Origin of the sequence: Shinella granuli (assembly GCF_004341885.1) — a bacterium.
Taxonomy (GTDB): Bacteria; Pseudomonadota; Alphaproteobacteria; order Rhizobiales; family Rhizobiaceae; genus Shinella; species Shinella granuli.
In genome coordinates, this window is sequence record NZ_SLVX01000018.1 from 97123 (window position 1) to 119923 (window position 22801).

The window sequence follows — 22801 nt, forward strand, 5'->3', positions numbered from 1 at the left end:
CGTTATGAAGATAGACGAGCGCCATCTGATCCAGCTCGCCGCCGTCGTCAAGACGGGCGGCGTCACCGAAGGCGCGGCGCTGCTGGGCCTTGCCCAGCCCGCCGTCTCGCGCACCCTCTCCATGCTGGAAAAACGCCTCGGCGAACCGCTGTTCGTCAAAGGCCGCCGCCCGCTGCAGCCAACGCCGCTCGGCCGGGCGCTCGCCGATCATGGTCAGGTCATGCTCGCCGCCTCGCGCAAGGCGTCGGATACGATCGAGAGTTTTCGCGTGGGCAAAGGCGGTACGGTGCGCATCGGTGGCACGCCCTTCTTCATGGACGCGCTGATCTCAGGCATGATCGCGACCTTCCAGACCCGGCATCCGGACGTGCGCATCGACCAGATCTACGGCTATTTCCCCGATCTCAGGGCCGCCTTGAAGGCCGACCAGATCGATCTCGCCATCTGCCCGATCGACATCCTCGACGAGGGCTCCGGCCTCGAATTCCAGCAGATCCTTCCCGGCCGCAACGTCATCGCCTGCCGCGTCACGCACCCGCTTCTGCTGAAACGCCGGCTGCAGCCCTCGCATCTCCTGGACTATCCCTGGGTCGCGCCGCCGCCCGGCAGCCCGCTGCTCGCGGACCTGCGCAGCATGCTGCTTTCCTTCGGCGCGACGGAACTGCGCATCCGCTACACGGGCGGCTCGCTGTTCAGCGTCATCAATTACCTCAAGGGCACGGATGCGCTCACCGTGCTGCCGCACGGCGTCGTCTTCGCCCAGCGCAATGAAAAATCGATCACCGCGCTGCCCGTCAACGTGCCTCACCCCGAACGCGCGCTCGGCCTCCTGAAACGTGCCGATGCGCCGCGCATGCCGGCGGTCGATCATTTCGCCCGCCATGTGCAGGTCGGTTTCGACACGCTCAAGCACCTCATCAAGCGGCACGAGGAAGCGGTCGTCTGGGGCGTTTGAAGGATCCCGCGACACGGGCGGCGAGGCTGCCGGGGCGGGAGCGGCCGTGCTGATCAGTGCCTTCCGGCGGCCAGCAGATGCCGGACGCGGGGCGGTTCCTCGCCCTTATGGTACCGGCGCACGTCCTCCTGAAGATCGGCGTCCGCCTTGGAGATGCGGCGGTGCTGGCGCAGATGCTCGGCCCAGGATTCGACGAAGAACCATTCGAGGAAGATTTTCGGATCGGCCGCGTCCTCCGTCACGCCCCAGCCATAGGCGCCGTCGCGCCGCCGTTCGGCGGAGAAGCGATGCAGCGCGTCGAGGAAAGCCGCACGGTCGGCATCCTCGATGCGGTATTCCACGGTGATCAGCACGGGGCCGCGGTCATGGTCGACGGGGTCGGCGGTCAGTGGTTCGGGCCAATGGTTGGAGGGCACGAGGTCGGCCTCGCCCTTGGGCAGGCGCAGCCGATGGAAGAGGAGGCCGGCGACGACGAGCCCGATGGCTGCGACGAGCAGGGTCGTGGCGATGCCGAGGGCTTCGGCGATGGTGCCCCAGGCGAGGCTGCCGGCGGTCATCGCCCCGTTGAACACGGTGAGATAGATGGCGAGCGAGCGGCCGCGCACCCAGTTGGGCAGCACGGACTGGGCCGTGCCGTTGAGCGTGGTGAGCGCCGTGATCCAGCCTGCGCCGAGGACGAGCAGCAGCAGGACCGCCACCCATTGCGGCGGGGCGAGGGAGAGCGCCGCCATCACCAGGGCCGCGGCGATGGCCGCCAGCAGCATCAGCCCGTCCACGTCGAGCCGGGTGCGCAGCAGCGGCATCAGGAAGGCCCCGCCGATCGCGCCGGCCCCGACCGCGCCGAGCAGGATGCCGTAGAAGCCCGCCGTGCCGCCGAGAAGGTTGCGCGCCACCAGCGGCAGCAGCGCCCAGACCGCGCTGGAGAAGGCGAAGAACACGGCCGCCCGCACCAGGACGACATGCAGCTCCCGGCTCGACCGGGCATAGCGCAGGCCGGCGCGGAAGGCGCCGAAGAAGCGCTCGGAGAGGGCGTCCTCGTCCGCCGCTTTTCGTCGCCACCACAGGAGGGCGGAAACGACGAAGACATAGCTGATGACGTCGACGCCATAGGTGACGGCCGCGCCGAAGGAGGCGAGCAGAGCGCCGCCGAGCGCCGGGCCGATGGCCCGCGAGATGTTGATGCCGAGCGAGTTGAGGGCAATGGCGCCCTTGACGTCGGCCCTGGTCACCAGTTCCGGCACGATCGCCTGCCAGGTGGGGGCCATCAGGGCCGCGCCGATGCCGCCGACGAAGGTGAAGGCGACGAGCGAGGTGACGGTTTGCAGGCCCGTTGCCGACAGGGCCAGCAGGCAGAGGCTCGCCGAGGCGAGAATGAGCTGGATGGCGATCAGGAATTTCCGGCGATCGAGGATATCCGAGAGCACGCCCGCCGGGATCGCCAGCAGGAAGATCGGGAAGGTGGACGCGGCCTGGATGAGCGCCACCGCCGCCGGCGCCGCCGAAAGGTCCGTCACCAGCCAGGAGCTGGCGACATCGCGCACGAAGGTGCCGATATTGCCGATGACCGTCGCCGCCCAGAGGACGGCGAAGACCTTCTGGCGCAGCGGGGCGAAGGCGCCTGCGCGGGCGGTGTCGGCGGCTCCGGCCATCAGCTCAAGTCCTCCTTCGCGCCATTCTTCCAGCGATAGAGATCATACCAGGCGACGAGCACGAAGGCACCGGCAAGGCCGAGATGCTCGAAGAAGGAATTGGTCGCCATCATGCGCGGCATGCCTGGCGGCATTTCCCAGAAGCGCAACGCGATGAAGGTCGCCATCAGCGTGAAGCCGGCGAGCGCCAGCGCGCCGATCCAGCGCCAGAAGCCGGAGAGCACCATGGCCGAGCAGACGAGCTCGAAGAAGATGACGGCCGCGGCGATGGGGGCGGCGGGGGTGAGGCCGAAATGCTCCATCTCGGCGATGGCGCCGTTGAAGTCGAAGAGCTTCATCACGCTGCCCTGGATATAGGCGGCGCAGAGGCCGAGCAGCGCGATCCAGCGCACCGGATGGTTGATGACGAAGGGGGCGCAGACCCTGGCCGCGCGCTGTTCCATGGTTCCAGGCATGACGTTCATCTCTTTGTTGTTCTGCAATTCCGGAGGACCTCACACCGCCCAGCAGGCGCAGCCGAGCGCGCCGAAGAAGCCCCTGAGATCGCCGACCGGCAGTTTCGCCGCCCAGGCGGCCGCGTGGTCGTGGCCGTGCACGCCGCAGGAACTGGCGCAGCCGCAGGTCGAGATCGCCGCCCGGCGCAGCGAGCGCTTGCCCGCGCCCTCCGGCTCCGCCCAGGCCGCATAGCCGCCAAACGTCCTGGCCGGCGACCAGTCGGGCATGGCGGGCGGCACGGGGTTCTCGTCGAGCGACGCGAAATCGCCCGCACCATGGACGATCTTCCCGCCGACCATCGTGAGGTCGGATGTCAGGAAGGAAATCTCGTCTTCCGCGCAGGCGAAAAAATCCTTGTCGGGGATGATGAGATCGGCGAACTGGCCGGCTTCGATGCGGCCCTTGCTGCCTTCCTCGTTGGAGAACCAGGTGACGTTTTCCGTCCACATCCTGAGCGCCGTTTCGCGGTCGAGGCAGTTGCGGCGCGGATAGAGCGCCGTGCCGCCCACGGTCTTTCCGGTGATCATCCAGGCGAGCGAGACCCAGGGATTGTAGGAGGCGACGCGGGTCGCGTCCGTGCCGGCGGAGACCTTGACGCCCTTTTCCAGCATGCGGGCGATCGGCGGTGTCGCTTCCGCGGCCGCATGGCCGTAGCGCTCGACGAAATATTCGCCCTGATAGGCCATGCGGTGCTGCACGGCGATGCCGCCGCCGAGCGCCGCCACGCGGTCGATCGAGCGTTCCGAAATCGTCTCGGCATGGTCGAAGAACCAGTTGAGGCCCTGGAGCGGAATGTCGCGGTCGACCTTCTCGAACACGTCGAGCGCGCGGGTGATCGTCTCGTCATAGGTGGCGTGCAGGCGCCAGGGCCAGCGGTTCTCCGCCAGGATGCGCACGACCGCCTCGAGGTCGCCTTCCATTTCCGGCGGCATGTCCGGCCGGGGTTCGCGGAAATCCTCGAAATCGGCGGCGGAGAAGACGAGCATCTCGCCCGCGCCGTTGTGGCGGAAATAGTCGTTGCCCTGCTTGTATTTGACCGATTTCGTCCAGTTGAGGAAGTCTTCCTTCTCCTCCTTCGGCTTCTGGGTGAAGAGGTTGTAGGCCAGCCGCACGGTCATCTGGTTCTCGTCGGCGAGCTTCTGGATGACGGCATAGTCGTCCGGATAGTTCTGGAAGCCGCCGCCGGCATCGATGACGGAGGTGATGCCGAGCCGGTTCAATTCGCGCATGAAATGCCGGGTGGAGTTGACCTGGTAGTCGAAGGGCAGCTTCGGCCCCTTGGCGAGCGTCGAGTAGAGGATGCCGGCATTGGGTTTTGCCAGAAGCAGGCCGGTCGGGTTGCCGTTCGCATCGCGGGTGATCTCGCCGCCCGGCGGGTTCGGCGTGTCCCTGGTGTAGCCGACGGCTCTGAGCGCGGCGCCGTTCAGCAGCGCCCGGTCGTAGAGGTGCAGCAGGAAGACGGGCGTATCGGGCGCGGCGGCATTGATCTCGTCGAGCGTCGGCAGGCGCTTTTCGGCGAACTGGTGCTCTGTGAAGCCGCCGACGACGCGCACCCATTGCGGTGGCGGCGTATTCGCCACCTGCCGCTTCAGCATGTCCATCGCATCGGCGAGCGAGCGCACGCCGTCCCAGCGCAGCTCCATGTTGAAGTTCAGGCCTCCGCGCACGACGTGGGTATGGTTGTCGCAAAGGCCTGGCAGCACGCCGCGGCCCTTGAGGTCGATGATCCGCGTCTTGGGCCCGGCGAACGCCATGACCTCCTGCTCCTCGCCGACGGCCCGGAACGTGCCGTCGGCAATCGCGACGGCGCTCGCCTTCGGCTTGCTGCGGTCGAGGGTCGTGAAGCGGCCGTTGCGGAGGATGAGGTCGGCGGTCATCGGGCGGGGCTCCTGTTGGGCATGCGCGGCAACGCCGCTGCCCAGGGTGAGGGCGGCGGCCGTCGCACCCAGAAAGTTGCGGCGTGTCGGCATCATGTCTGTTTCCTGTCCGAGGGTTCGCCGCCCTTCGGCAATTCGCCGAAGACATGCGGCTTGACGTGATGGTGCAGCCAGGAATGACCTGCCGCCTCCCGGTTCCAGAGCGATCTGGCGAGCGGCACGATCTGTTCCCCGGCAAGCATGCCGAAGAGGCCGACCAGCGCCACCACCGGCGGGGCGGGAGAGCGCACGTTGATGAGGCTGTAGATCACGCCGACGAGCAGGCCGGCACCGAGCGAGAGCAGGTAGAGTTTCATCGCGGCTTCCTTCCATAACGGATCGGAGCCCTTGCGCAGACGGGTGCGGAAGGGCGGGGCACGCGGCTCAATGCCCTTCGGAGGCGCCGAACATGGTCTTGGCGTAGGTGATGCCGAGGCCGTAGGCGCCGCCGAATTTTTTCGCGATGCCGGTCGTCATGTCGTAGGTTTCGGCCCGGGCCCAGTCGCGCTGCAGCTCCAGCAGGTATTGCAGCGCGGTCATCGGACGCACGCCCGCCTGTACCATGCGATCCATGGCGCGGTCATGCGCTTCGGCGGAAATGTCGCCGCAGGCATCGGCGATGACATAGACCTCGAACCCCTGGTCGAGTGCCGAAAGGGCCGGACCGACGATGCAGACCGAGGTCCACAGGCCGCACATGACCAGGCGCGTCTTGCCGATACGGTTGACCTCGGCGATCACCGCGGCGTCCTCCCAGGTGTTCATAGAGGTGCGGTCGAGCAACGGCTGGCCGGCAAAGGCCTCGGTGATCTCGCTGAACATCGGGCCCGAAAAGGTCTTTTCCGCCACCGTCGTCAGGATGGTCGGCACGCCGAACCCCTTCGCACCATGGGCGACGAGCGCCGCATTGTTGCGCAGGCTCACCGCATCGATCGATTTGGTCGCAAAGGACATCTGCGACTGGAAGTCGATCATGATCAGCGCGTGGTCCGTGGGGGATATCAGAAGGCCGCCGGGGGTGGGCGTGGCGTTCGGGGACATGGGCTCTTCCCTTTCTGGATGCCGGTTGCAGGGTTTCCGGCCCCGGACTATGCCTCCGCGCCTTGCGCCGTTCTTGTCGCCTATGTTTGTCTTTTGAACATTTCGCCAGGTTTCTGGGTTGCATGCATTCGCATCTGCACGCCGGCGCAAAGCCTGCGGCTGCCCGCGGGCTGAGGGGCAATCACTAAAACAGGAATGTCAGGGCCGGTTGTCGCGGCGAAACCGCGCCGGTGTCTCGCCGGTCACCGCGGAGAAGGTCTTCGTCAGGTGGCTCTGGTCGGCGAAACCGCAGTTGATGGCGATCTCGGCGATGGGGATATTCGTACGCAGCAGGTCCTTGGCGTGGGCAACGCGGTATTCGGTGAGCCAGCGCGCGGGCGTGCGCCCGAAGCTCGCCTTGAAGGCCTTGATGAAGTAGCTCGGCGACAGCGCGCAGCTTTCCGCCAGCTCTGCAATCGAGAACCGGCCGTCGAGGCGGGTGGCGAGGAATTCCAGGGCGCGTTTTTCCTGCCAGGGCGCCAGCGTGCCCTTGCGTTCGGCGGGGAAATAGATGCCGCCATAGGTCTGCGTCAGATGGGTGAGGATGGCAAGGCTCACCTGGTCGACGAACAGGCGGCTGGCCTCTCGCGGCCGCTCCAGCGCCGGCAGCAGCGCCTGGGCCAGGCCGAGCACGACGGCATCGACCGTGCCCGGCGGGCATTTGAAGCCAGACAGTTCCGGCCGGCCGAGCTCCGCGGCGAAGGCGCGCACATGCCAGAAGGGGATCTGGAAGCGCACATTGTCGAAGGGCGAGAGATGGTGGCAACGCCATTCCTCGCGCAGGTCGGTGATCGCGAGCGCCCCCTTGGGATGGCCGCCCTCGAAGACCAGCGCCTCTCCCCGCCACAGCCTGTGCAGCCGGAAGTCGCGCAATTGCGTGATGACATGGAAGGCTTCCTCGCGCGCATTCGCCGGGCCGGGGGCAGGTTCGTCCCGGTCGCAGCTCAGCCGTGTGATGACGAGGGGCGTTGCATGCAGGACCGACCGGTGCAGGGAGGTCGTGCCGATCGAATCTTCGTCGTTCATCGTGTCCTCCCGTGGTTGACTGATGGACGGAACCAGCGTGCGTGTTCCTCCCGCTGAAGCAAAGGGGTCTCCTCAGTGGAGGCGCCGGTGGCGTCCGGCCGGCGCGTCGGCTGCGGCATCGTCATGCATTTCGCCGTAGTGGTGCAGGAGATGGGCGCAGACGGCGACCGCCATATGGCGCAGCAGCGCCGGCGGCGAGGCCTGCCGGCCACCGCCGAGCAGGGCGAGCAGGGCCGTCCCGAGATTGTTCAGCACGCTGTCCGGCCTGCCTCGCCGGCAGGCCAGCCGGCGTATCTTCATGCCCGACGACAGCAAGGCGGCCTCGTCGAAGAGCGTCTTCGGCAGCACGAAGGCCAGCACGTCCAGCCGGCTGTGCTGGCGAATGGCGGCGCCCTCGTCGAGATCGACGAGGCAGATCGAGCCGCGCTCATAGCGGCGGACCGGCGCGCACGTTCCGTCCTGCCGGATGTCGGCATGCTCCACATCGTCCAGATAGAGCATGAGGAAATAGGCGCTGCAGGCGGGAAGGCGGATGTCACGCGCCTCTCCCGCGTTGAGATCCTTGCAGATGCTCGTGACGGAGAAGGTCGCGGACTTGATGGGGACGGTGGTGAGGCTCGGGGCTTCGGGTGTTCCGAAGCAGAGGCCCACACAGCTAAGTTCTTTACCTGGAAACGTCAACGGCACACTCTCAATCACGCCGGTGGGACGATATCACCGGGGAGAAACCGGATTATTGTGCGACCTTAGTTCAGCCTGCCGAAGCACGCAACGCTCGGCCAGAATGGTCGATAATTGCGATATCGTCAATAATAAATGCATGATTATGTCTATTCTGATGGAGCGGTGTTGGGCCTATCTCTGTGCAACGAAGACATCCACGAGCGAGGACAACACCATGCTTACCCAGATCAAAGGCTTGCATCACGTCACCTCCATGGCCGCCGATGCCCAGGAAAACAACGATTTCTTCACCAAGACGCTCGGCCTGCGCCGCGTCAAGAAGACCGTCAATTTCGATGCGCCGGACGTCTATCATCTCTATTACGGCGACGAGACCGGCTCGGCCGGCACGGTCATGACCTACTTTCCCTTCCCGCACATCGCCAAGGGCAATCGCGGGGCAGGGGAAGTCTCCGAAACCGTGTTCTCCGTGCCGAAGGGGTCGCTCGGCTACTGGAAGGAACGGTTTGCCGAAAAGGGGCTTGCCGGCCTTGCCGCGGATGAAGCCTTCGGCGAGAAGCGCCTGCGCTTCCTCGGCCCTGATGGTGACGGCTTTGCCCTTGCCGAGGTCGACGGCGATAGGCGCCTGCCCTTTGCCGGCGGGCCGGTGCCGGGCGACGACGGCGTGCACGGGTTCCATGGCGTGACCATGCGGCTGCGCGACGACGGTGCCACGGGCGAACTGCTGAAGTTCATGGGTTATGAGGAAGTCGACCGCCGCGGCGGCCTGACCCGCTATGCCGTCAAGGGGGGCAACGGCGCCGATTTCGTCGATCTCGAAGTGCTGCCCGGCGCGCCGGCGGCGCGGCAGGGGGCCGGATCCGTCCACCATGTCGCCTTCGCGGTCGAGGACCGCGCGGCGCAGGCCGAGGTGCGCAAGGCGCTGATGGATACCGGCTACCATGTCACCCCGGTCATCGACCGCGACTATTTCTTCGCCATCTACTTCCGCACGCCCGGCGGCGTGCTGTTCGAGGTGGCGACGAACGAGCCCGGCTTCAACCGCGACGAGGATACTGCCCATCTCGGCGCGGCACTGAAGCTTCCGCGCCAGCACGCCCATCTGCGCGAGCGGATCGAGGAGATCCTGCCGCCCATCGTCGACTAAAGGATTTCCGATGAAATCCGGTTCGCCGGGATTGCTCCCGGTCGCCGGCCGCCGGCACTGTCCGGCGGCTTCCTGCTTCGTTCATGCATCTCCGCCTGCCGCCCGAAGCGCTCCTGCGGATTTGCTCTAAAGGAGATTCACATGTCCCGTGACGCCTACCACCACGTCTCCAAAGCGCCGGCACCCGGCGCGCCGCTCGTTTTCGCCTTCCACGGCACGGGCGGCGACGAGCATCAGTTCACCGGCCTTATCGGCCAGATCCTGCCAGCCGCCGGCATTGTCTCGCCCCGCGGCGACGTGTCCGAACATGGAGCGAACCGCTTTTTCCGCCGCAAGGCGGAAGGGGTCTACGATATGGCGGACCTCGCCGTGCGCACGCGCAGGATGACGGATTTCATCCATGCCCACAAGCAGGCCAATCCGGGTGCGCCGATCTACGGCCTCGGCTATTCCAACGGCGCGAACATCCTTGCCTCGGTGCTTTTCGAGGCACCGGACCTTTTCGACCGCGCGGTGCTGATGCATCCGCTGATCCCCTGGACGCCGGCGTCCAATCCGGCGCTCCAGGGCCGGGAGATCCTGATCACCGCCGGGCGGCGCGATCCGATCTGCCCGCTGCCGCTCACCGAGGGGCTTGTCGCCTATCTCGAAGGGCAAGGCGCGAAAGTCGACCTCGTGCTGCATGACGGGGGTCACGAGGTGCGGCAGCAGGAGATCGACGCCATCGCGGCCGCCCTTACCCGGAAGATATAGGCCGCTCCGCCCGGTGGACCGGCAAAGCGATCCGCGACCTTCCACCGGTCTTCGCGCGAGCACTAAGGATTATTCCCGCCTCCGGGCCGGTCGGGGGCCTGGTCGAACCGGGCCTTCAAGGTAGGGGATGGCCCAGAGCGCTTGCCTGCCGGTCCGGATGTCCCGGTGCGACGTTCAACTGTTCGAGCAGCGTTCCGTGGTACTCCCAGAATCCTGCGATGAAACGCTCCGCAAGCTGGTTGTCCGTTGCATCGCTGCGGCGGATCGCCAGGAAACCGGCATCGACGAAGTCGGTGAAGGGGCGGACCACGACGCCTCTGCCCTGGTAATCCGTGGCGGAGGACGGGTCGATGATCGTGATGCCGACGCCTTCCGACACCAGCGTCAGCGCGGTGTGGGAGAGGCGTGTCTCGATCGTTGAAGCCCTCGGAATGCCCGCCAGCGCGACCTCGACCCGCATTGCAAACAGCGTGCCCGGTTCCAGCGTGATCATGTGCTCGCCTTCCAGATCGGCCGGCCCGATCCGGGATCGGGCCGCGAGCCTGTGGCCCTCCGGCATGGCGACCACGGCCGCGACCGGGCGGGATTCCGTCAGGAAGCCGGGGCGGTCGAGCGGGCCGTCAGCAAAGCCGAGATCGGCCTGGCCGGAGGCGACGGCCTCGATGACCATGGTCGAGGGAATGCCGCTCAGGGAGACGTGGATGTTCGGGCGGTCGCGCAGGAAGCGCGCGAGGTAGCGCGGCATGATGCCGTTGGCGAGCGCGGGCATCACGGCGATGCGCAGCATGCCGGCATTCTGCCGGCCAATCTCCTCGGCAAAGGCCTTGATGCGGTTGAGCCCGACATAGGCGCGCTCCACCTCCCTGAGCAGCGTGGTGGCCTCCGGGGTCGGAACGAGCTGGTTGCCGCGCCGCTCGAACAGCCGAAGCTTCAGGTCGATCTCGAAGTCCCGGATCAGCCGGCTCACCGCCGGCTGGGTAATCGCCATCAGCTCGGCCGCCGCGGTCATCTTGCCGGTGAGCATGACCAGGCGGAACGCTTCGACCTGCCGCAGATTCATGCGGGTCTCCATAATATTTGGTTATTCTCTACCTTGAATTTCGAATTTGACGGTATGGAGTGCCGCCTGCCAAAGTCAAGCCCATAACGCGCCGGCACGTCATCGGCGCAAGGGAACGGACCAGGTGGACGCGTGGGCGCTTACTTCGACTTGATGGGTTTTGCCGATGGTGGCTGGGGCGTCGACATGCTCCGCGCCACGGCCGTCACGCTTGCCGTGGCGCTTGCCGGTTTCGGGCTCGGCTCGCTTTTCGGCATGCTCTCGGCGGCCGCCTCGCTCTCGCAGATCCCGTCGCTGCGCCATCTTGCCGATGGATATACGACCGTGCTGCGCGGCGTGCCCGATCTTCTGGTCATCTACCTGTTCTACTTCGGCGGCAGCGCCGTCATCACGCAGCTTGGCCACCTGTTCGGCGCGCAAGGGTTCGTGAGCGCGCCGGTGTTCCTGACCGGCGCCATGGCGATCGGCGTCGTGTCCGGCGCCTATCAGGCGGAGGTCTTTCGCGGTGCGGTGCTTGCGCTGTCGCGCGGCGAGATCGAGGCGGCCAAGGCCTACGGGATGGGAGCGTTTCTCCGCTTCCGGCGCATCATCCTGCCGCAGGCGGCCCGTTTTGCGATCCCGGGGCTTGGCAATGTCTGGCAGCTGGTCCTGAAGGAATCGGCCCTCATTTCCGTCGTCGGGCTGGTCGAGCTGATGCGCCAGGCGCAGATCGGCGCCGGCTCGACCCGCAAGCCGTTCACCTTCTTCCTGACGGCCGGCGTGCTCTACCTGGTGATCAGCCTCGTTTCCGGCGCCGCCTTCCGGGCCGCCGAAGCGCGCGCGATGCGCGGCATCCGGAGGGCGTCATGAACCTCTTCGACATTCCGTTCCTCGTCGACAATTTCCTTGCCCTGTGCCGCGGCATTCCCCTCACGCTGCAGTTGACGGTGCTCTCGGTCTCCTCGGGCGCGGTTCTTGCCATGCTGCTTGCGGGCCTTCGCCTCTCCGGCAACCGGGTGCTCGACGGTCTCGCCCGGGGTTATATCTTCGTCTTCCGCGGCACGCCGCTGCTCGTTCAGCTCTACATCATCTATTATGGACTCAGCCAGTTTCCGGAGCTGCGCAGGAGTTTCGCCTGGCCGTTCCTGCGGGAGCCCTACTGGTGTGCGTCGCTGGCGCTCTGTCTCAACACGGCCGCCTACAGCGCCGAGATCATTCGCGGCGGCGTCATCGCCGTCCCGCTCGGGCAGATCGAGGCGGCGAAGGCCTATGGCATGGGCCGCCTCACGCTTCTGCGCCGGATCATCGCGCCGCAGGCCCTTCGCCTGATGCTGCCAGCCTATTCGAACGAGCTGATCCTCGTCGTGAAGTCGACCGCACTCGCCTCCACCATCACGATGATGGAAGTCACCGGAATTGCCGCCAAGCTGATCTCGGCCAGCTACCGGCCCGTCGAGATCTTCATCTGCGCCGGCGCGATCTACCTTCTTCTGAATTTTTCCATCACGCGGTTGCTCCGGTTCTTCGAGCACCGGCTTTCCCGCGACCAGCGCCCCCATGTCGTCGCGACCGGAGAACAGGCATGACAGATCAGACCCGCATCCCGGCCGTGGAAATCGCGCGCCTGGAGAAATGCTACGGCCCGCTCAAGGTCCTTCACGACGTTTCCCTCACGGCGCAGCCCGGGGAGGTGATCTCCATCCTCGGCGCATCCGGATCCGGCAAGTCGACGCTCCTGCGCTGCGTCAACATGCTGGAAGTGCCGAACGCCGGCACGGTCTCGATCTTCGGCGAGGCCTACAGGCTGGATCAGCGCCCCGACCAGCCGGCGCGCGTGGTCGACCGGCGCCAGCTTCAAAGGCTTCGCTCCCAGGCGACGATGGTGTTCCAGTCCTTCAATCTCTGGTCCCATCTGACGATCCTCGAAAACCTCATCGAGGCCCCGGTCCATGTCCAGGGCCGGGACCGCAAGGCATGCATCGCCGAGGCCGAGGCGCTTCTGGAGCGGGTCGGCATCGCCGACAAGCGCCATGCCTATCCGGCGCATCTTTCCGGCGGACAGCAGCAGCGGGCGGCCATCGCCCGGGCGCTCGCGATGCACCCGAAGATCATGCTGTTCGACGAGCCGACATCGGCGCTCGATCCCGAGCTGGTCGCCGAGGTCCTCAAGGTCATGCGGGACCTCGCCGCGGAAGGCCGCACGATGCTCGTCGTCACCCATGAGATGGGCTTTGCCCGCGACGTCTCCAGCCGGGTCGTCTTCCTCCACAAGGGTTACATCGAGGAAGACGGCACGCCAGCGGACGTCTTCTCCCATCCTCGCAGTGAACGTTTCCGGCAGTTCATTTCGACGCATGCCCATTGAGACCGGAGAATAACCAGAGGTGAACCCATGAAATTGACCCTTATCCTGTCGGCGGTGGCACTCGCCGCGTCGCTGCAATCCGCCCATGCGGCGGACAAGATCCGCATCGCGACCGAGGGCGCCTATGCGCCCTGGAACTTCTCCGGCCCCAACGGCACGCTGGAAGGTTTCGAGATCGATCTGGCCAACGACCTGTGCAAGCGGATGAACAGGGAATGCGAGATCGTCGCCCAGAACTGGGACGGGATCATCCCGTCGCTGACGGCGGGCAAGTATGATGCGATCATGGCGGGCATGAGCATCACGCCCAAGCGCGAGGAAGTCATCGCGTTTTCGACGCCCTATGCGGCGGCGATCAATTCCTTCGCCGTGCTCGACGACAGCGATCTCGCCGGGCTGCCGATGGCCGGCAAGCCGCTTTCGGTCGATTCGGAGGCGGCCGGGCCTGTTCTCGAGGAGATCGCCAAGCTGGTTGGCGGCAAGACCGTCGGCGTGCAGGGCTCGACGACCGCCTCCTCCTTCATGGAGCAGTATTTCAAGGATGCGGCGGACGTCCGGGAATACAAGACGACGGAGGAGCACGATTTCGACCTCGTCAGCGGCCGGCTCGATGCCGTCGTCGCCAATGCGACGGTGCTCGCCGCGGCAATGGAGAAGGAAGACATGGCCGGCACGAAGCTCGCCGGCCCGCTGTTCTCCGGCAAGGTGTTCGGCATGATCGGCATCGGCCTGCGCAAGGAAGACACCGCGCTGAAGGCGGATTTCGACGCGGCGATCACGGCCGCCCGTGCGGACGGCACGGTCAAGACCCTGTCGGAAAAGTGGTTCAAGCTCGACGTCAGCCCGCAGGACTGACGGCGCCAGAGCAATTCCGGCACATGTGCGACGCGGTTTTGCGTCCGGAATTGCGGTGAAACAGACTCTTGCGCCTGTCCGCGTTGCGGGTGGGCGCTTCCCTTCCTTCCAACATCACAGACTGCTGGCATGCGGACCCTACCGGATCAGGAAATTGTCGTCGTCGGAGGCGGCCTTGTCGGCGCGGCCGTCGCATGGGGGCTGGCGCGCAAGGGCCTGGCGCCGCTCGTTCTCGACGGAGAGGACCTGTCGCACCGCGCCTCGCGGGCGAATTTCGCGCTGGTCTGGGTCCAGGGCAAGGGCGTGGGCGCTCCCCACTATGCCCGCTGGACGATCGCCGCCGCCCGCCGGTGGCCGTCCTTCGCGGCCGACCTCCTGGAGACGTCGGGGATCGATGTCGGCCTTCGGCAGAGGGGCGGCTTCACCTTCGCGCTTGCCGGCAGCGAGATGGCGATGTGGACGGAGGAGGTCGGCTGCGTTGCCGAAGCGCTCGGCGAGGATGCGCCCGACCATGCCGTGCTCGACCATGCCGAGACCGCGCGCATGGTGCCCGCGATCGGCAGGGACGTCGTCGGCGCCATCTATTCGCCGCTCGACGGGGACGTGAATTCCCTGCGCCTCTTCCGGGCATTGCATGTCGGCATGCTGAATCTCGGGGCCGCCTACCGGCCGCACAGCGACGTGACCGAGATCGTGCCCAAGGCCGGCGGATTTCTCCTAACGGGGGCCTGGGGCGAGGTTCTTGCAGGCCGGGTGGTGCTTGCGGCCGGAAACGGCAATACGCGGCTTGCGCCGATGGTGGGCCTTTCGGCCCCGACCCTTCAGAGCAAGGGCCAGATCCTCGTGACCGAGAAATGCGCGCCCTTCTTTCCCTATACGTCGACCACCCTGCGGCAGACCGACGAGGGCGGGGTGATGATCGGCGACAGTCAGGAGGCGGATACCAGCTCGATCGCCACCGATCAGGATATCAGCAGCGTGCTTGCCAGCAGGGCGGTCCGGACCTTTCCGCAACTGGCGGCGGTGAATGTCCTGCGCAGCTGGTCCGGCTTCCGGGTCAAGACGCCCGACGGGCTGCCGATCTACGAATGCTCGTCCACCCATCCGGGGGCGTGCCTCGTCATGTGCCATTCCGGCGTGACGCTGGCCCCCAACCACGCCGAGCTTGTTGCCGATGCGATCGTGTCCCGGGACACCACGCTGGCCGGCGGCCTCTTTCCCGGCGGGAGGTTCCATGTTCCGCAAGATTGAAAACCCGAAGGACCTGGTGACTATCGTCGTCGACGGCCGGGAACTTGAGGTCGATGCCACGGCAAGCGTCGCGGCGGCGCTGCTTGGCGCGGGCATGGCCACGGTGCGGCGCAGCGTCGTCACGGACCAGCCGCGCGGGCCCTATTGCCTGATGGGCATCTGCTTCGAATGCCTGGTGACCATCGACGGCGTGCAGAACCGTCAGGCCTGCATGGTTCCCGTCCGCGATGGAATGACGATCTCCTCGCAACGTGGAGCGCGGACGACACAGGGAGGCGGCCGATGACGCTGACGATTATCCGCAACGCCGACGACCTTTCCGCCCGCTACGACATCGCGATCGTCGGCGCCGGCCCCGCCGGCATGGCGGCCGCGACCGAATGCGCAAGGCTCGGCCTTGCGGTGGTCGTGTTCGACGAGAATGCCGAGGCGGGCGGGCAGATCTACCGTGCTATCGAAAGAAACACGCGCGCCGGGCGCCCCTATCTCGGCAGCGACTACGGGCGTGGCGCCGGCCTCTGGGCGGCGTTCTGCGCGACTGCTGCCAGCCATGTTCCCTCCGCCGCGGTCTGGAGCCTGGAGCAACAAGGGGAAGGCGCGGCGGCGCTGGCCGAATTGCGGGTCTCCGTGGCCGGCCGCAGCCGGATTGTCCTCGCACGGCGCGTGGTCCTCGCGACGGGCGCGACGGAACGGCCCATGCCGGTGCGGGGATGGACGCTGCCGGGCGTCATGTCCGTTGGGGCCGCGCAGATCGCCCTCAAGGCTTCCGCCCTCCTGCCGGAAGGACCGGTGGTCCTCACCGGCAGCGGCCCGCTGCTTTATCTCTACGCAGACCAGGTGCTTGCCGCAGGCGGCACGATCGACGCGATCCTCGAAACCACGCCGCGTCGTAACTGGCTTCGCGCGGCCCCGCACGTCTTCTCCTTCTTAGCCTCGCCCTATGCCTGGAAAGGGCTCGGCCTGATGCTCCGGGTCAGGCGGGCGGTCCGGGTATTTCGCGCCGTCACCGCCCTGGAGATCACCGGCAAGGACCGGGCGGACGGCGTGACCTTCATGGCCGGCGGCAAGACAGTGTCGCTGCCCGCAAGAAGCGTCTTTCTCCATCAGGGCGTCATTCCCCACGCGAATCTGGCGAATGCCGCGGGCTGCGCGTTGGCCTGGAACGACCGGCAGAAATGTTTCGCGCCGGTCGTCGACGGGGAAGGGCGCAGCACCAGGCCCGCGATCTTCATCGCGGGAGACGGCAACGGTATCGCAGGTGCCGTCGTCGCGGAATTCGACGGCCGGATCGCCGGCATCGCGGCGGGGCTGGAGGTTCTGGGCGCCGGATCGTCCGAGGCGTCGAGACGGTTCGTTCGGCTGCGGAAACGGGCGCTGCGCGGCCGGGCCTTCATCGACCTTGCCTACCAGCCGGCCCTGTCGTTCCGGGCGCCTGCCGCGGGCGATGTCGTCGCCTGCCGGTGCGAGGAGGTTTCCGTCGGCGCCATCCGCGAGGCCGCTGCGCTTGGCGTCGCAGGCCCGAACCAGCTGAAGACGATGCTGCGCTGCGGCATGGGGCCATGCCAGGGCCGCATGTGTGCCGCGACCGTCACGGAGCTGCTGGCCGATGCGCAGCAGCGGCATCCGGCCGATGTCGGCACCTATCGCCTTCGCCCGCCGATCAAGCCGGTGCCGCTCTGCGAGATCGCCGCGCTCCCCCATACATCCGAGGCGGTCTACGCCGTGACGGGTGGTCATTCCGGACACTGAACCACGAAAGGTATCGAAAATGGTCCAACGATTTCTGCAAACCCCGATCATGCACCGGGTCGTCGAGCACAACGGCATCGTCCATGTCGGCGGCACGACCTGCGACGACGAGAGCCTGGACATGGCCGGCCAGACCCGCGAAATCCTCGCGAAACTCGACCGCTACCTGGCCGAAGCGGGCACGGACAAGACAAAACTGCTCTCGGCCAGCATCTTCGTCACCGATCTCGGCAAGAAGCCCGAGATGGACGCGGTCTGGAAGGAATGGCTGTCGCCGGAGAGCCTGCCGACGCGCGCAACGGTCGGCGTCGCCGACCTCGGTGGCGACACGATGATCGAAATCGTGGTTTCGGCCTACAGGTAGAAGGCTGCATCTTTCGGTGCGGGCGCAACCGTTCCGCCCCATGCGGCACAGGCATCGGCCGCGGCCCGTTGCCGCCGCATCGGCCGATGCTCGAACTTCGCCCTCGACGGTCGGCCGGCTGGACTGGTCGCCGTTGCGGACCCCATCAAGCTCTGAGTCCGGATCTCTCTGCCGCGAGAACGCTCTATCTGTTTGTTCCTGTGCAATTGCGGACGCAAAACCGCTTCGCACTTTGCTGGACCACAGTTTCACGATCTACGAGGTCTTCAAGTCCCCGGAGGCGCTCGACGAGCACCGCAAGACCCCGCACTACCGGGAATGCGTACGCCGGATCGACCCGATCCTCGCAGGCCCGCGCACCAAAACCTTCTATCATGTCGAGATGGCGGATTTTCTCAGCGCCTGAAGCGGTCTTGGCGGTGCGCCGTTGAGGCCCATGCCTTCCGGCAGGCGTGCGGAACGGAGGTTGCCACCGATCGTCTGAAGCCGTATCCGGGTCGGTCTGTGCGCCGGGTTATCCGCGGATGCGGGCAAGAACGCGGTCGAGCGCGAGCATTGCCGCCTGGCTGCCGCCATTCGCCTCGAAATCCCGGAAGACCTGCTCGTTCAGGCCGCCTTTGGTGGCGAATTCGTGGCTCATCTTTATGAATGCGACGTCCTTGCCGGCAAGGAGCGCGGTCTCGGAAAGGCTGGCAAAGAGCGGCGCGAGATAGGCGCGGCCCTTTTCTTCCGGCAGGCCGTTCTCCGCGAGCCACTCCGTCGTGCGGTGCATGATGCCGAAATAGGTGGCCATGAGGGCGCTGGCGGCGGCGAGGAGGTCGTATTCCGCCTTCGTCTCGCATTCGACGGCATTGCCGAGCACGTTGAAGAGGGCGGCCGTGCCCGCATCCGGCGGGTAGATGGCCGTGACACCCTTGCGGCGGGCGACGAAGGGCAGGGGGACCGCCTGCGAGAGATGCACATCCGCGCCGATCCAGTCGAGGAGGGCGGGACGGCCGGTCGCGGCAACGACGCTGATCACGTTTTGGCCATCCCGGAATTTCAGGGGGCGGATGACCTCTTCGGCGATCTGCGGGCGGATGGCCAGCACGACCGTGTCGCATCCGTCGACGATCGCCTGATTGTCGCCGGAGACGAGCACGTGCGGGAAATCGGCTGCAAGTTTCGCCGAAATGTCCGCGCTGCGCCGGGAGACCATGACATGCGGCACCGCCGCGGGGTCGGCGAGCAGGCCGCGCACCATCGCGTCGGTGATGGCGCCGGTTCCGATGAAGCCGATTTTGCGGGGCAGGGACATGGTCATTCCGCAGCAGCAAGAGAGCCGAAGGAGACGTCGGTCGTGTAGTTCTCGCGCAGGAAGGCGATGAAATTGTCCTGGAACTGCCTGGTGTGGGCGTGGGCCAGCTCGTCGGCGAGATCGACATTCTTGGCGCGGATCGCCTCCAGCATCAATTCGTGCTCGTCCGTCAGCAGATAACCGTCGCCGGTGCGCTCCAGATATTCGAAATGCAGGTGCAGCATGCGCTGGCCCTGGTTGAGAAGGCGCTCGTAGAAGGAGGCGAGATAGGCGTTCTTGCCGGCATGGGCGACGGCCATGTGGAACTGCTTGTTGGCCTCCGACATCTTCAGGTGCTGGCCGGTCTTCACCGCCGCCTCGAATTCCTTCTGGCGCCTGGCGATGATCTTCAGGTCCGCGTCCGTGCGCAGCGCCGCGGCAAGGCGCGTGTTCATGCGCTGGGCGACATCCAGGGCCTCGACATATTTCGGGAAGCTCGCCACCTCGATCGGCGCGACGATGGTGCTGCGATTGGAGAGCGTCACCACCAGTTCCTCGCCGGCCAGCCGGATCAGCGCCTCGCGGATCGGCGAGCGCGACATGTCGAAGCGCTCGGCCAGCGTCGTCTCGTCGAGCAATTGGCCGGGGGGCAGGATGAGCGCCAGGATTTCATTGCGCAGCGTGTCGTAGACGCTTTTCGAGCCCGTGCCACGCACGCGTTTCGATTCAATTTCCTCAGACACTTACGTCCCTTTCCGCATTTCAAGGCCATTGGGCCAGAAAAACCGGCAGGCAGCAATCGTAAAGTTTCCGCTTAATATTGTCGACATGTAGACGACATAAATTTACAGGTCGACACGGAGCCGGCATAAAAAGGCCATGCGAACCGCCGAAGCCGAAGGGTGGAACCGCGCTTTCAGCGCTCAAAACGGGAAATGCACATGCTTTCGAATGCGATGACATCAGCTCTGCGGGCGCCGGCCGCGCTCGCCCTGGTGGCGGGGCTTTCGACCGCTGCAATGGCGGAAACGACGGAAGGCTAACACGGCCGCCTCATCGAGGCGCTGACCATCGTCGCCCTCATCTGCTTCGTCATCGCCTTCCCGCTGACGCGTTCGCCCCGATCCTCGAATGGAGACCCCCATGAGACTCTCAGGCACCATGCCCGCCCTCGTCACTCCCTTCGATGCCAATGGCCGCGTCGATTTCAAGGCCTTCGAAACGCTGCCCGCGCATCTGCGCGAGGCCCGGGTGACCGGTTGGGTGCCGAACGGTTCGACCGGCGAATAGTTCAGCCAGTCGACGCAGGAGCGCCGCGACGTCCTCCAGTTCGTCAAGGATTTCGCAAGGCCCGGCGAAGTCCTGATCGCCGGCAGCAATGCGCCGGCCACGCGCGAAGTCATCGAACAGACCGCCATGGCGAAGGACATCGGCTACGACACGGTCCTGCTCGCCGCCCTTCTATACCCGCTCGACCCAGGCCAAGCTCATCCGGCACTACGAGACCGAGGCGGAGGCGATCCGCCTTGCCAACGATTCCCGCTTCGGCCTCGCCGCGGCCGTCATGTCGGCGGACGATGCGCGCTGCGAGCGTGTCGCCAGCGCCTTCCGCGCCGGGATCGTCTGGATCAACTGCTCGCAGCCCACCTTCACCGAGGCGCCCTGGGGCGGCTACAAGTCGTTCGGCATAGGCCGGGAGCTCGGCCGCTGGGGCCTCGACAACTATCTGGAGACCAAGCAGATCACCCGCCTCGTCAGCGACGAACCCTGGGCATGGTATCTGAAACGACCTTCGCCAAGGCGCTCGATATATCGCCGATCTCGACAGGCTCATGCCTTTCGGCTGCATCGGCAGGCCCGAGGAGGTTGCGTTCAAATGCGGCTCGCTCGTCGAAATCACCGGGGCGCAGGCGGTCGCGTGAAAGGGGCCGGCGCTTGCATGGTGCCGCGCAGGGCGTGGATTCCATGGCGCACCAGGCGGATCAGAGGCTCAGCCGGCTACCGGACATGTTTGTAGACGGTGGTTCTTGAAAGCCCGAGCTGGCGCGCCGTCTGCGAGGTGTTGCCCTTCGTCGCACGGAAGACGGCACGGATTTCGCGGCATTTGGTGCGGCTTAACGGATGGGGGCGGCACAGGGCGCAGCTTTCCTGGTCGTTCTCCGTGGCGGGCTCGATCCCGTTGAAGCACTCCTCGTCTATATATTCCATCCGGCGGCGGACGAGCGCGCGCTGCAGCACGGTCTTCAGTTCCCGGATGTTGCCCGGCCAGGCCCGGCGGGAGAGTTCGGCGATCGCGGCATCGGTGATCGGCGTGCCCGGCGCAAGCTCCTCCATCAGATGGCGCACGACACCGCCGAAATCGCTGCGCGCGCGCAAGGGCGGCAGGCGGATGGTGAAGGCGTTCAGGCGATAGTAGAGATCGGCCCGGAAAGCCCGGCTCGCCACCATTTCCTGCAGGTCGCGATTGGTCGCCGAGACGATCTGGATATCGACCTTGTGCGTCTTGTGGCCGCCGACGGCGCGCAGTTCCATGCTGTCGAGGAAGCGCAGGAGCGAGGTCTGGGCGGCGGGCGGAATGTCGGCGACTTCGTCGAGGAAGAGCGTGCCGCGATCGGCAGCCCGGGCAAGGCCTGGCGCACCCTCGGCGCGGGCATTGGTAAAGGCGCCACGCTCATGGCCGAAGATCTCCGCGATGAAGAGGTTCTCCGGCACTGCGCCGCAGTTGAGGGCGATGAACTCGCCCTTGCGTCCGCTCAACTGGTGGACATGGCGCGCCATCAGATCCTTGCCGGTGCCCGTTTCTCCCGTGATATGGACCGGCATGCGCAACGCCGCGGCATCGCCGATATCGGCGATGGAGCGCCTGACGGCGGCATCATCGCAAACGAATGCCGGCGCGTTCCTGTCCTGCAGCAGCGGCGGCATCTTGCGCGGTCGTTCCGCCTTTACCGCGACCGCCGCTCGCGCACGGCGCAAGCCGATTTGCCGGCAGACCATGAACAGGCTGCTGCCGGCCCGGTCGCGGATGCGGATCACGCCGCCGTTCAGAAGGCCGTCCATCGCCGAGCCGAAACCCGCTTCGAAAAGCTCGTCGAAATGACCGCCGATCTTGGCGGGAAGACCCTCGAGCAGCTTGATGCCGGGCCGGTTCAGCGAGATGATGCCGCCCTCGCGCCCGACCGAGATCAGCACGGCGGAAATGGTGTCGAGATATTCCATCCGGGGATGGAAGGCGAAGATGAAGCTCCCGGAGCACTCCTGGAAGATCAGCCCGTTTTCGATCTGTGCCGCCGCCATGCGCACCAGGGCGTGGGTGTGCTCCTGCCGCGCCTCATAGGCGCAGGACGCATCCAGGAGCCCCAGCGTTTCTCCTCGCGAATTCAGGATCGGCGCCGCCATGCAGCTCAGATGGCCGTGGCAGCTGAAATAATGCTCGCGCCCGTAGATGGCGACAGGCTTGTGGTACATCGCCGCCAGGCCGAGCGCATTGGTTCCGCGCTGGCTTTCGTCCCAGATGCTGCCGGGGATGATCGAACGGCCGGGCGCGCTGTCGGCGAAATGCTGGTCGCTGATCGTGTCGAGCACGATGCCGTCCGCATCGCCCAGCGCGATCATGAAGTTGGAACCGGCAATCTGCGAATAGAGAAGCTGCATTTCCGCAAGGGCCAGCCGCCGCAGGGCGGCGTTCTCTTCGCGCCGGTCGTTGACCTGCGAAAATGCCAGGACGTTCTGGCGCGGGGCGCCGCGCGGATCGAGGCCGGCATCACGACAGCGTTGCCAACTGTCCACGACGACCGGCGGCAACGTGGCCGCGGGGAACCTGTCACCACGCTCGAGCGCATTTCGCGCGCGGTCCATGATGGAAAGATGCTGCATGTCTCCTCCTCATGCATCATTTGCGGGCAGGATACCGTTTTGCGCAGGCACCCCGCAATAGACAGAAACTGGACACTGCGCGGCAGGGGTCGTTCAGGCGATGAACATGGCCGCTTGATGGGAATTGCCGTATCATATTGAATTTAGACATTATTTTTGTCTGGCATGGTGCTTGCGATTTCTTTCGTCGACTGCGGGGCAATTCCCGCCGGGAAGGAGACGACGGAATGAAAGCACAAGTGCTGACCAGATACGACGACGGTCTGACGGCGGACCAATGGGTCTCGCTGCAGGAGGTCGCGGACCCGAACATCGAAAAGT

23 protein-coding genes and 2 pseudogenes are annotated in these 22801 nt (G+C 66.0%); 14 read left to right on the forward strand and 11 right to left on the reverse strand.

The genetic code is table 11. From position 1 onward, the window contains the following. Window positions 1–4: 4 nt before the first annotated feature. On the forward strand, window positions 5–955 hold the full coding sequence (locus tag EV665_RS23215) for a LysR family transcriptional regulator (RefSeq protein ID WP_133035886.1): 951 nt from the start codon (window positions 5–7) through the stop codon (window positions 953–955). A 53-nt stretch (window positions 956–1008) separates the two neighbouring features. On the opposite strand, the gene EV665_RS23220 is transcribed toward EV665_RS23215, so the two are convergent. The 7 genes from EV665_RS23220 to EV665_RS23250 form a co-directional block, all read right to left on the reverse strand. After that, complete coding sequence (locus EV665_RS23220) at window positions 1009–2604, reverse strand: MFS transporter (protein ID WP_133035887.1); 1596 nt, start codon at window positions 2602–2604, stop codon at window positions 1009–1011. Further along, window positions 2604–3059, reverse strand: coding sequence for a DoxX family protein (locus tag EV665_RS23225; protein ID WP_133035888.1), 456 nt, complete (start codon window positions 3057–3059; stop codon window positions 2604–2606). The genes EV665_RS23220 and EV665_RS23225 overlap by 1 nt, the downstream gene beginning before the upstream one ends. Window positions 3060–3098: 39 nt before the next feature. Next, window positions 3099–4976 (reverse strand): amidohydrolase, encoded by a 1878-nt coding sequence (locus EV665_RS23230; RefSeq protein WP_064332663.1) that lies wholly within the window; start codon window positions 4974–4976, stop codon window positions 3099–3101. Window positions 4977–5068: 92 nt separating this feature from the next. Next, complete coding sequence (locus tag EV665_RS23235; RefSeq protein ID WP_064331472.1) at window positions 5069–5332, reverse strand: XapX domain-containing protein; 264 nt, start codon at window positions 5330–5332, stop codon at window positions 5069–5071. A 67-nt stretch (window positions 5333–5399) separates the two neighbouring features. After that, window positions 5400–6056, reverse strand: coding sequence for a hydrolase (locus EV665_RS23240; protein WP_064331471.1), 657 nt, complete (start codon window positions 6054–6056; stop codon window positions 5400–5402). Between the two features lie 198 nt (window positions 6057–6254). Next, a complete protein-coding gene (locus EV665_RS23245) occupies window positions 6255–7121 on the reverse strand; it encodes a helix-turn-helix domain-containing protein (protein ID WP_133035889.1) in 867 nt (288 codons plus the stop codon). Between the two features lie 72 nt (window positions 7122–7193). Continuing rightward, entirely contained in the window at window positions 7194–7772 is a 579-nt protein-coding gene (locus tag EV665_RS23250; protein WP_133035890.1) for a hypothetical protein, read from the reverse strand. Between the two features lie 247 nt (window positions 7773–8019). On the opposite strand from EV665_RS23250, the gene EV665_RS23255 reads away from it, so the two are divergent. Together EV665_RS23255 and EV665_RS23260 are read left to right on the forward strand one after the other, a co-directional pair. Continuing rightward, window positions 8020–8952 carry a ring-cleaving dioxygenase gene (locus EV665_RS23255; RefSeq protein WP_064331468.1) on the forward strand — a complete coding sequence of 311 codons (933 nt, stop codon included), beginning with the start codon at window positions 8020–8022 and terminating at the stop codon, window positions 8950–8952. A gap of 141 nt (window positions 8953–9093) precedes the next feature. Then, on the forward strand, window positions 9094–9705 hold the full coding sequence (locus tag EV665_RS23260; RefSeq protein ID WP_133035891.1) for an alpha/beta hydrolase: 612 nt from the start codon (window positions 9094–9096) through the stop codon (window positions 9703–9705). A 115-nt stretch (window positions 9706–9820) separates the two neighbouring features. Here the strand turns inward: EV665_RS23260 and EV665_RS23265 are convergent, their stop codons facing one another. Beyond that, entirely contained in the window at window positions 9821–10765 is a 945-nt protein-coding gene (locus tag EV665_RS23265; protein WP_133035892.1) for a LysR substrate-binding domain-containing protein, read from the reverse strand. Window positions 10766–10918: 153 nt separating this feature from the next. Here EV665_RS23265 and EV665_RS23270 point away from each other — a divergent pair, with 153 nt between their 5' ends. The 9 genes and pseudogenes from EV665_RS23270 to EV665_RS23310 form a co-directional block, all read left to right on the forward strand. Beyond that, window positions 10919–11614 (forward strand): ABC transporter permease, encoded by a 696-nt coding sequence (locus tag EV665_RS23270; RefSeq protein ID WP_133035912.1) that lies wholly within the window; start codon window positions 10919–10921, stop codon window positions 11612–11614. After that, complete coding sequence (locus tag EV665_RS23275) at window positions 11611–12330, forward strand: ABC transporter permease (protein ID WP_133035893.1); 720 nt, start codon at window positions 11611–11613, stop codon at window positions 12328–12330. The genes EV665_RS23270 and EV665_RS23275 overlap by 4 nt, the downstream gene beginning before the upstream one ends. After that, entirely contained in the window at window positions 12327–13109 is a 783-nt protein-coding gene (locus tag EV665_RS23280) for an ABC transporter ATP-binding protein (protein WP_133035894.1), read from the forward strand. Before EV665_RS23275 ends, EV665_RS23280 begins: the two co-directional genes overlap by 4 nt. Window positions 13110–13136: 27 nt before the next feature. After that, complete coding sequence (locus EV665_RS23285) at window positions 13137–13964, forward strand: lysine/arginine/ornithine ABC transporter substrate-binding protein (RefSeq protein ID WP_133035895.1); 828 nt, start codon at window positions 13137–13139, stop codon at window positions 13962–13964. Window positions 13965–14093: 129 nt separating this feature from the next. Beyond that, window positions 14094–15215 (forward strand): NAD(P)/FAD-dependent oxidoreductase, encoded by a 1122-nt coding sequence (locus EV665_RS23290; protein WP_133035896.1) that lies wholly within the window; start codon window positions 14094–14096, stop codon window positions 15213–15215. Continuing rightward, window positions 15199–15501, forward strand: coding sequence for a (2Fe-2S)-binding protein (locus tag EV665_RS23295; protein ID WP_133035897.1), 303 nt, complete (start codon window positions 15199–15201; stop codon window positions 15499–15501). The genes EV665_RS23290 and EV665_RS23295 overlap by 17 nt, the downstream gene beginning before the upstream one ends. Beyond that, window positions 15498–16964, forward strand: coding sequence for an FAD/NAD(P)-dependent oxidoreductase (locus tag EV665_RS23300; protein ID WP_133035898.1), 1467 nt, complete (start codon window positions 15498–15500; stop codon window positions 16962–16964). Before EV665_RS23295 ends, EV665_RS23300 begins: the two co-directional genes overlap by 4 nt. A 19-nt stretch (window positions 16965–16983) precedes the next feature. Then, window positions 16984–17328 (forward strand): RidA family protein, encoded by a 345-nt coding sequence (locus EV665_RS23305; RefSeq protein WP_064331459.1) that lies wholly within the window; start codon window positions 16984–16986, stop codon window positions 17326–17328. Between the two features lie 238 nt (window positions 17329–17566). Beyond that, window positions 17567–17734: pseudogene (locus EV665_RS23310) on the forward strand (antibiotic biosynthesis monooxygenase); the annotation flags it as partial. Between the two features lie 108 nt (window positions 17735–17842). Here EV665_RS23310 and EV665_RS23315 read toward each other — a convergent pair. Further along, a complete protein-coding gene (locus EV665_RS23315) occupies window positions 17843–18625 on the reverse strand; it encodes a pyrroline-5-carboxylate reductase (RefSeq protein ID WP_133035899.1) in 783 nt (260 codons plus the stop codon). A 2-nt stretch (window positions 18626–18627) separates the two neighbouring features. Continuing rightward, window positions 18628–19347 carry a GntR family transcriptional regulator gene (locus EV665_RS23320; RefSeq protein WP_133035900.1) on the reverse strand — a complete coding sequence of 240 codons (720 nt, stop codon included), beginning with the start codon at window positions 19345–19347 and terminating at the stop codon, window positions 18628–18630. Between the two features lie 400 nt (window positions 19348–19747). On the opposite strand from EV665_RS23320, the gene EV665_RS32895 reads away from it, so the two are divergent. Both EV665_RS32895 and EV665_RS32425 read left to right on the forward strand, forming a co-directional pair. Then, window positions 19748–19894, forward strand: coding sequence for a dihydrodipicolinate synthase family protein (locus EV665_RS32895; RefSeq protein WP_162853138.1), 147 nt, complete (start codon window positions 19748–19750; stop codon window positions 19892–19894). Window positions 19895–20093: 199 nt separating this feature from the next. Further along, window positions 20094–20390 (forward strand): annotated as a pseudogene (locus tag EV665_RS32425) (aldehyde dehydrogenase family protein); the annotation flags it as partial. Between the two features lie 212 nt (window positions 20391–20602). Here the strand turns inward: EV665_RS32425 and EV665_RS23340 are convergent. After that, window positions 20603–22480, reverse strand: coding sequence for a sigma-54-dependent Fis family transcriptional regulator (locus EV665_RS23340; RefSeq protein ID WP_133035901.1), 1878 nt, complete (start codon window positions 22478–22480; stop codon window positions 20603–20605). Window positions 22481–22801: the final 321 nt, after the last annotated feature.

Excerpts from the sequence above, each read along its gene's own strand:
- EV665_RS23215 (WP_133035886.1), top strand. The coding sequence starts at position 5 with ATGAAGATAGACGAGCGCCATCTGATCCAGCTCGCCGCCGTCGTCAAG.
- EV665_RS23220 (WP_133035887.1), bottom strand. The coding sequence starts at position 2,604 with ATGGCCGGAGCCGCCGACACCGCCCGCGCAGGCGCCTTCGCCCCGCTG.
- EV665_RS23225 (WP_133035888.1), bottom strand. The coding sequence starts at position 3,059 with ATGCCTGGAACCATGGAACAGCGCGCGGCCAGGGTCTGCGCCCCCTTC.
- EV665_RS23230 (WP_064332663.1), bottom strand. The coding sequence starts at position 4,976 with ATGACCGCCGACCTCATCCTCCGCAACGGCCGCTTCACGACCCTCGAC.
- EV665_RS23235 (WP_064331472.1), bottom strand. The coding sequence starts at position 5,332 with ATGAAACTCTACCTGCTCTCGCTCGGTGCCGGCCTGCTCGTCGGCGTG.
- EV665_RS23240 (WP_064331471.1), bottom strand. The coding sequence starts at position 6,056 with ATGTCCCCGAACGCCACGCCCACCCCCGGCGGCCTTCTGATATCCCCC.
- EV665_RS23245 (WP_133035889.1), bottom strand. The coding sequence starts at position 7,121 with ATGAACGACGAAGATTCGATCGGCACGACCTCCCTGCACCGGTCGGTC.
- EV665_RS23255 (WP_064331468.1), top strand. The coding sequence starts at position 8,020 with ATGCTTACCCAGATCAAAGGCTTGCATCACGTCACCTCCATGGCCGCC.
- EV665_RS23260 (WP_133035891.1), top strand. The coding sequence starts at position 9,094 with ATGTCCCGTGACGCCTACCACCACGTCTCCAAAGCGCCGGCACCCGGC.
- EV665_RS23265 (WP_133035892.1), bottom strand. The coding sequence starts at position 10,765 with ATGAATCTGCGGCAGGTCGAAGCGTTCCGCCTGGTCATGCTCACCGGC.
- EV665_RS23270 (WP_133035912.1), top strand. The coding sequence starts at position 10,919 with ATGGGTTTTGCCGATGGTGGCTGGGGCGTCGACATGCTCCGCGCCACG.
- EV665_RS23275 (WP_133035893.1), top strand. The coding sequence starts at position 11,611 with ATGAACCTCTTCGACATTCCGTTCCTCGTCGACAATTTCCTTGCCCTG.
- EV665_RS23280 (WP_133035894.1), top strand. The coding sequence starts at position 12,327 with ATGACAGATCAGACCCGCATCCCGGCCGTGGAAATCGCGCGCCTGGAG.
- EV665_RS23285 (WP_133035895.1), top strand. The coding sequence starts at position 13,137 with ATGAAATTGACCCTTATCCTGTCGGCGGTGGCACTCGCCGCGTCGCTG.
- EV665_RS23290 (WP_133035896.1), top strand. The coding sequence starts at position 14,094 with ATGCGGACCCTACCGGATCAGGAAATTGTCGTCGTCGGAGGCGGCCTT.
- EV665_RS23295 (WP_133035897.1), top strand. The coding sequence starts at position 15,199 with ATGTTCCGCAAGATTGAAAACCCGAAGGACCTGGTGACTATCGTCGTC.
- EV665_RS23300 (WP_133035898.1), top strand. The coding sequence starts at position 15,498 with ATGACGCTGACGATTATCCGCAACGCCGACGACCTTTCCGCCCGCTAC.
- EV665_RS23305 (WP_064331459.1), top strand. The coding sequence starts at position 16,984 with ATGGTCCAACGATTTCTGCAAACCCCGATCATGCACCGGGTCGTCGAG.
- EV665_RS23315 (WP_133035899.1), bottom strand. The coding sequence starts at position 18,625 with ATGTCCCTGCCCCGCAAAATCGGCTTCATCGGAACCGGCGCCATCACC.
- EV665_RS32895 (WP_162853138.1), top strand. The coding sequence starts at position 19,748 with ATGAGACTCTCAGGCACCATGCCCGCCCTCGTCACTCCCTTCGATGCC.
- EV665_RS23340 (WP_133035901.1), bottom strand. The coding sequence starts at position 22,480 with ATGCAGCATCTTTCCATCATGGACCGCGCGCGAAATGCGCTCGAGCGT.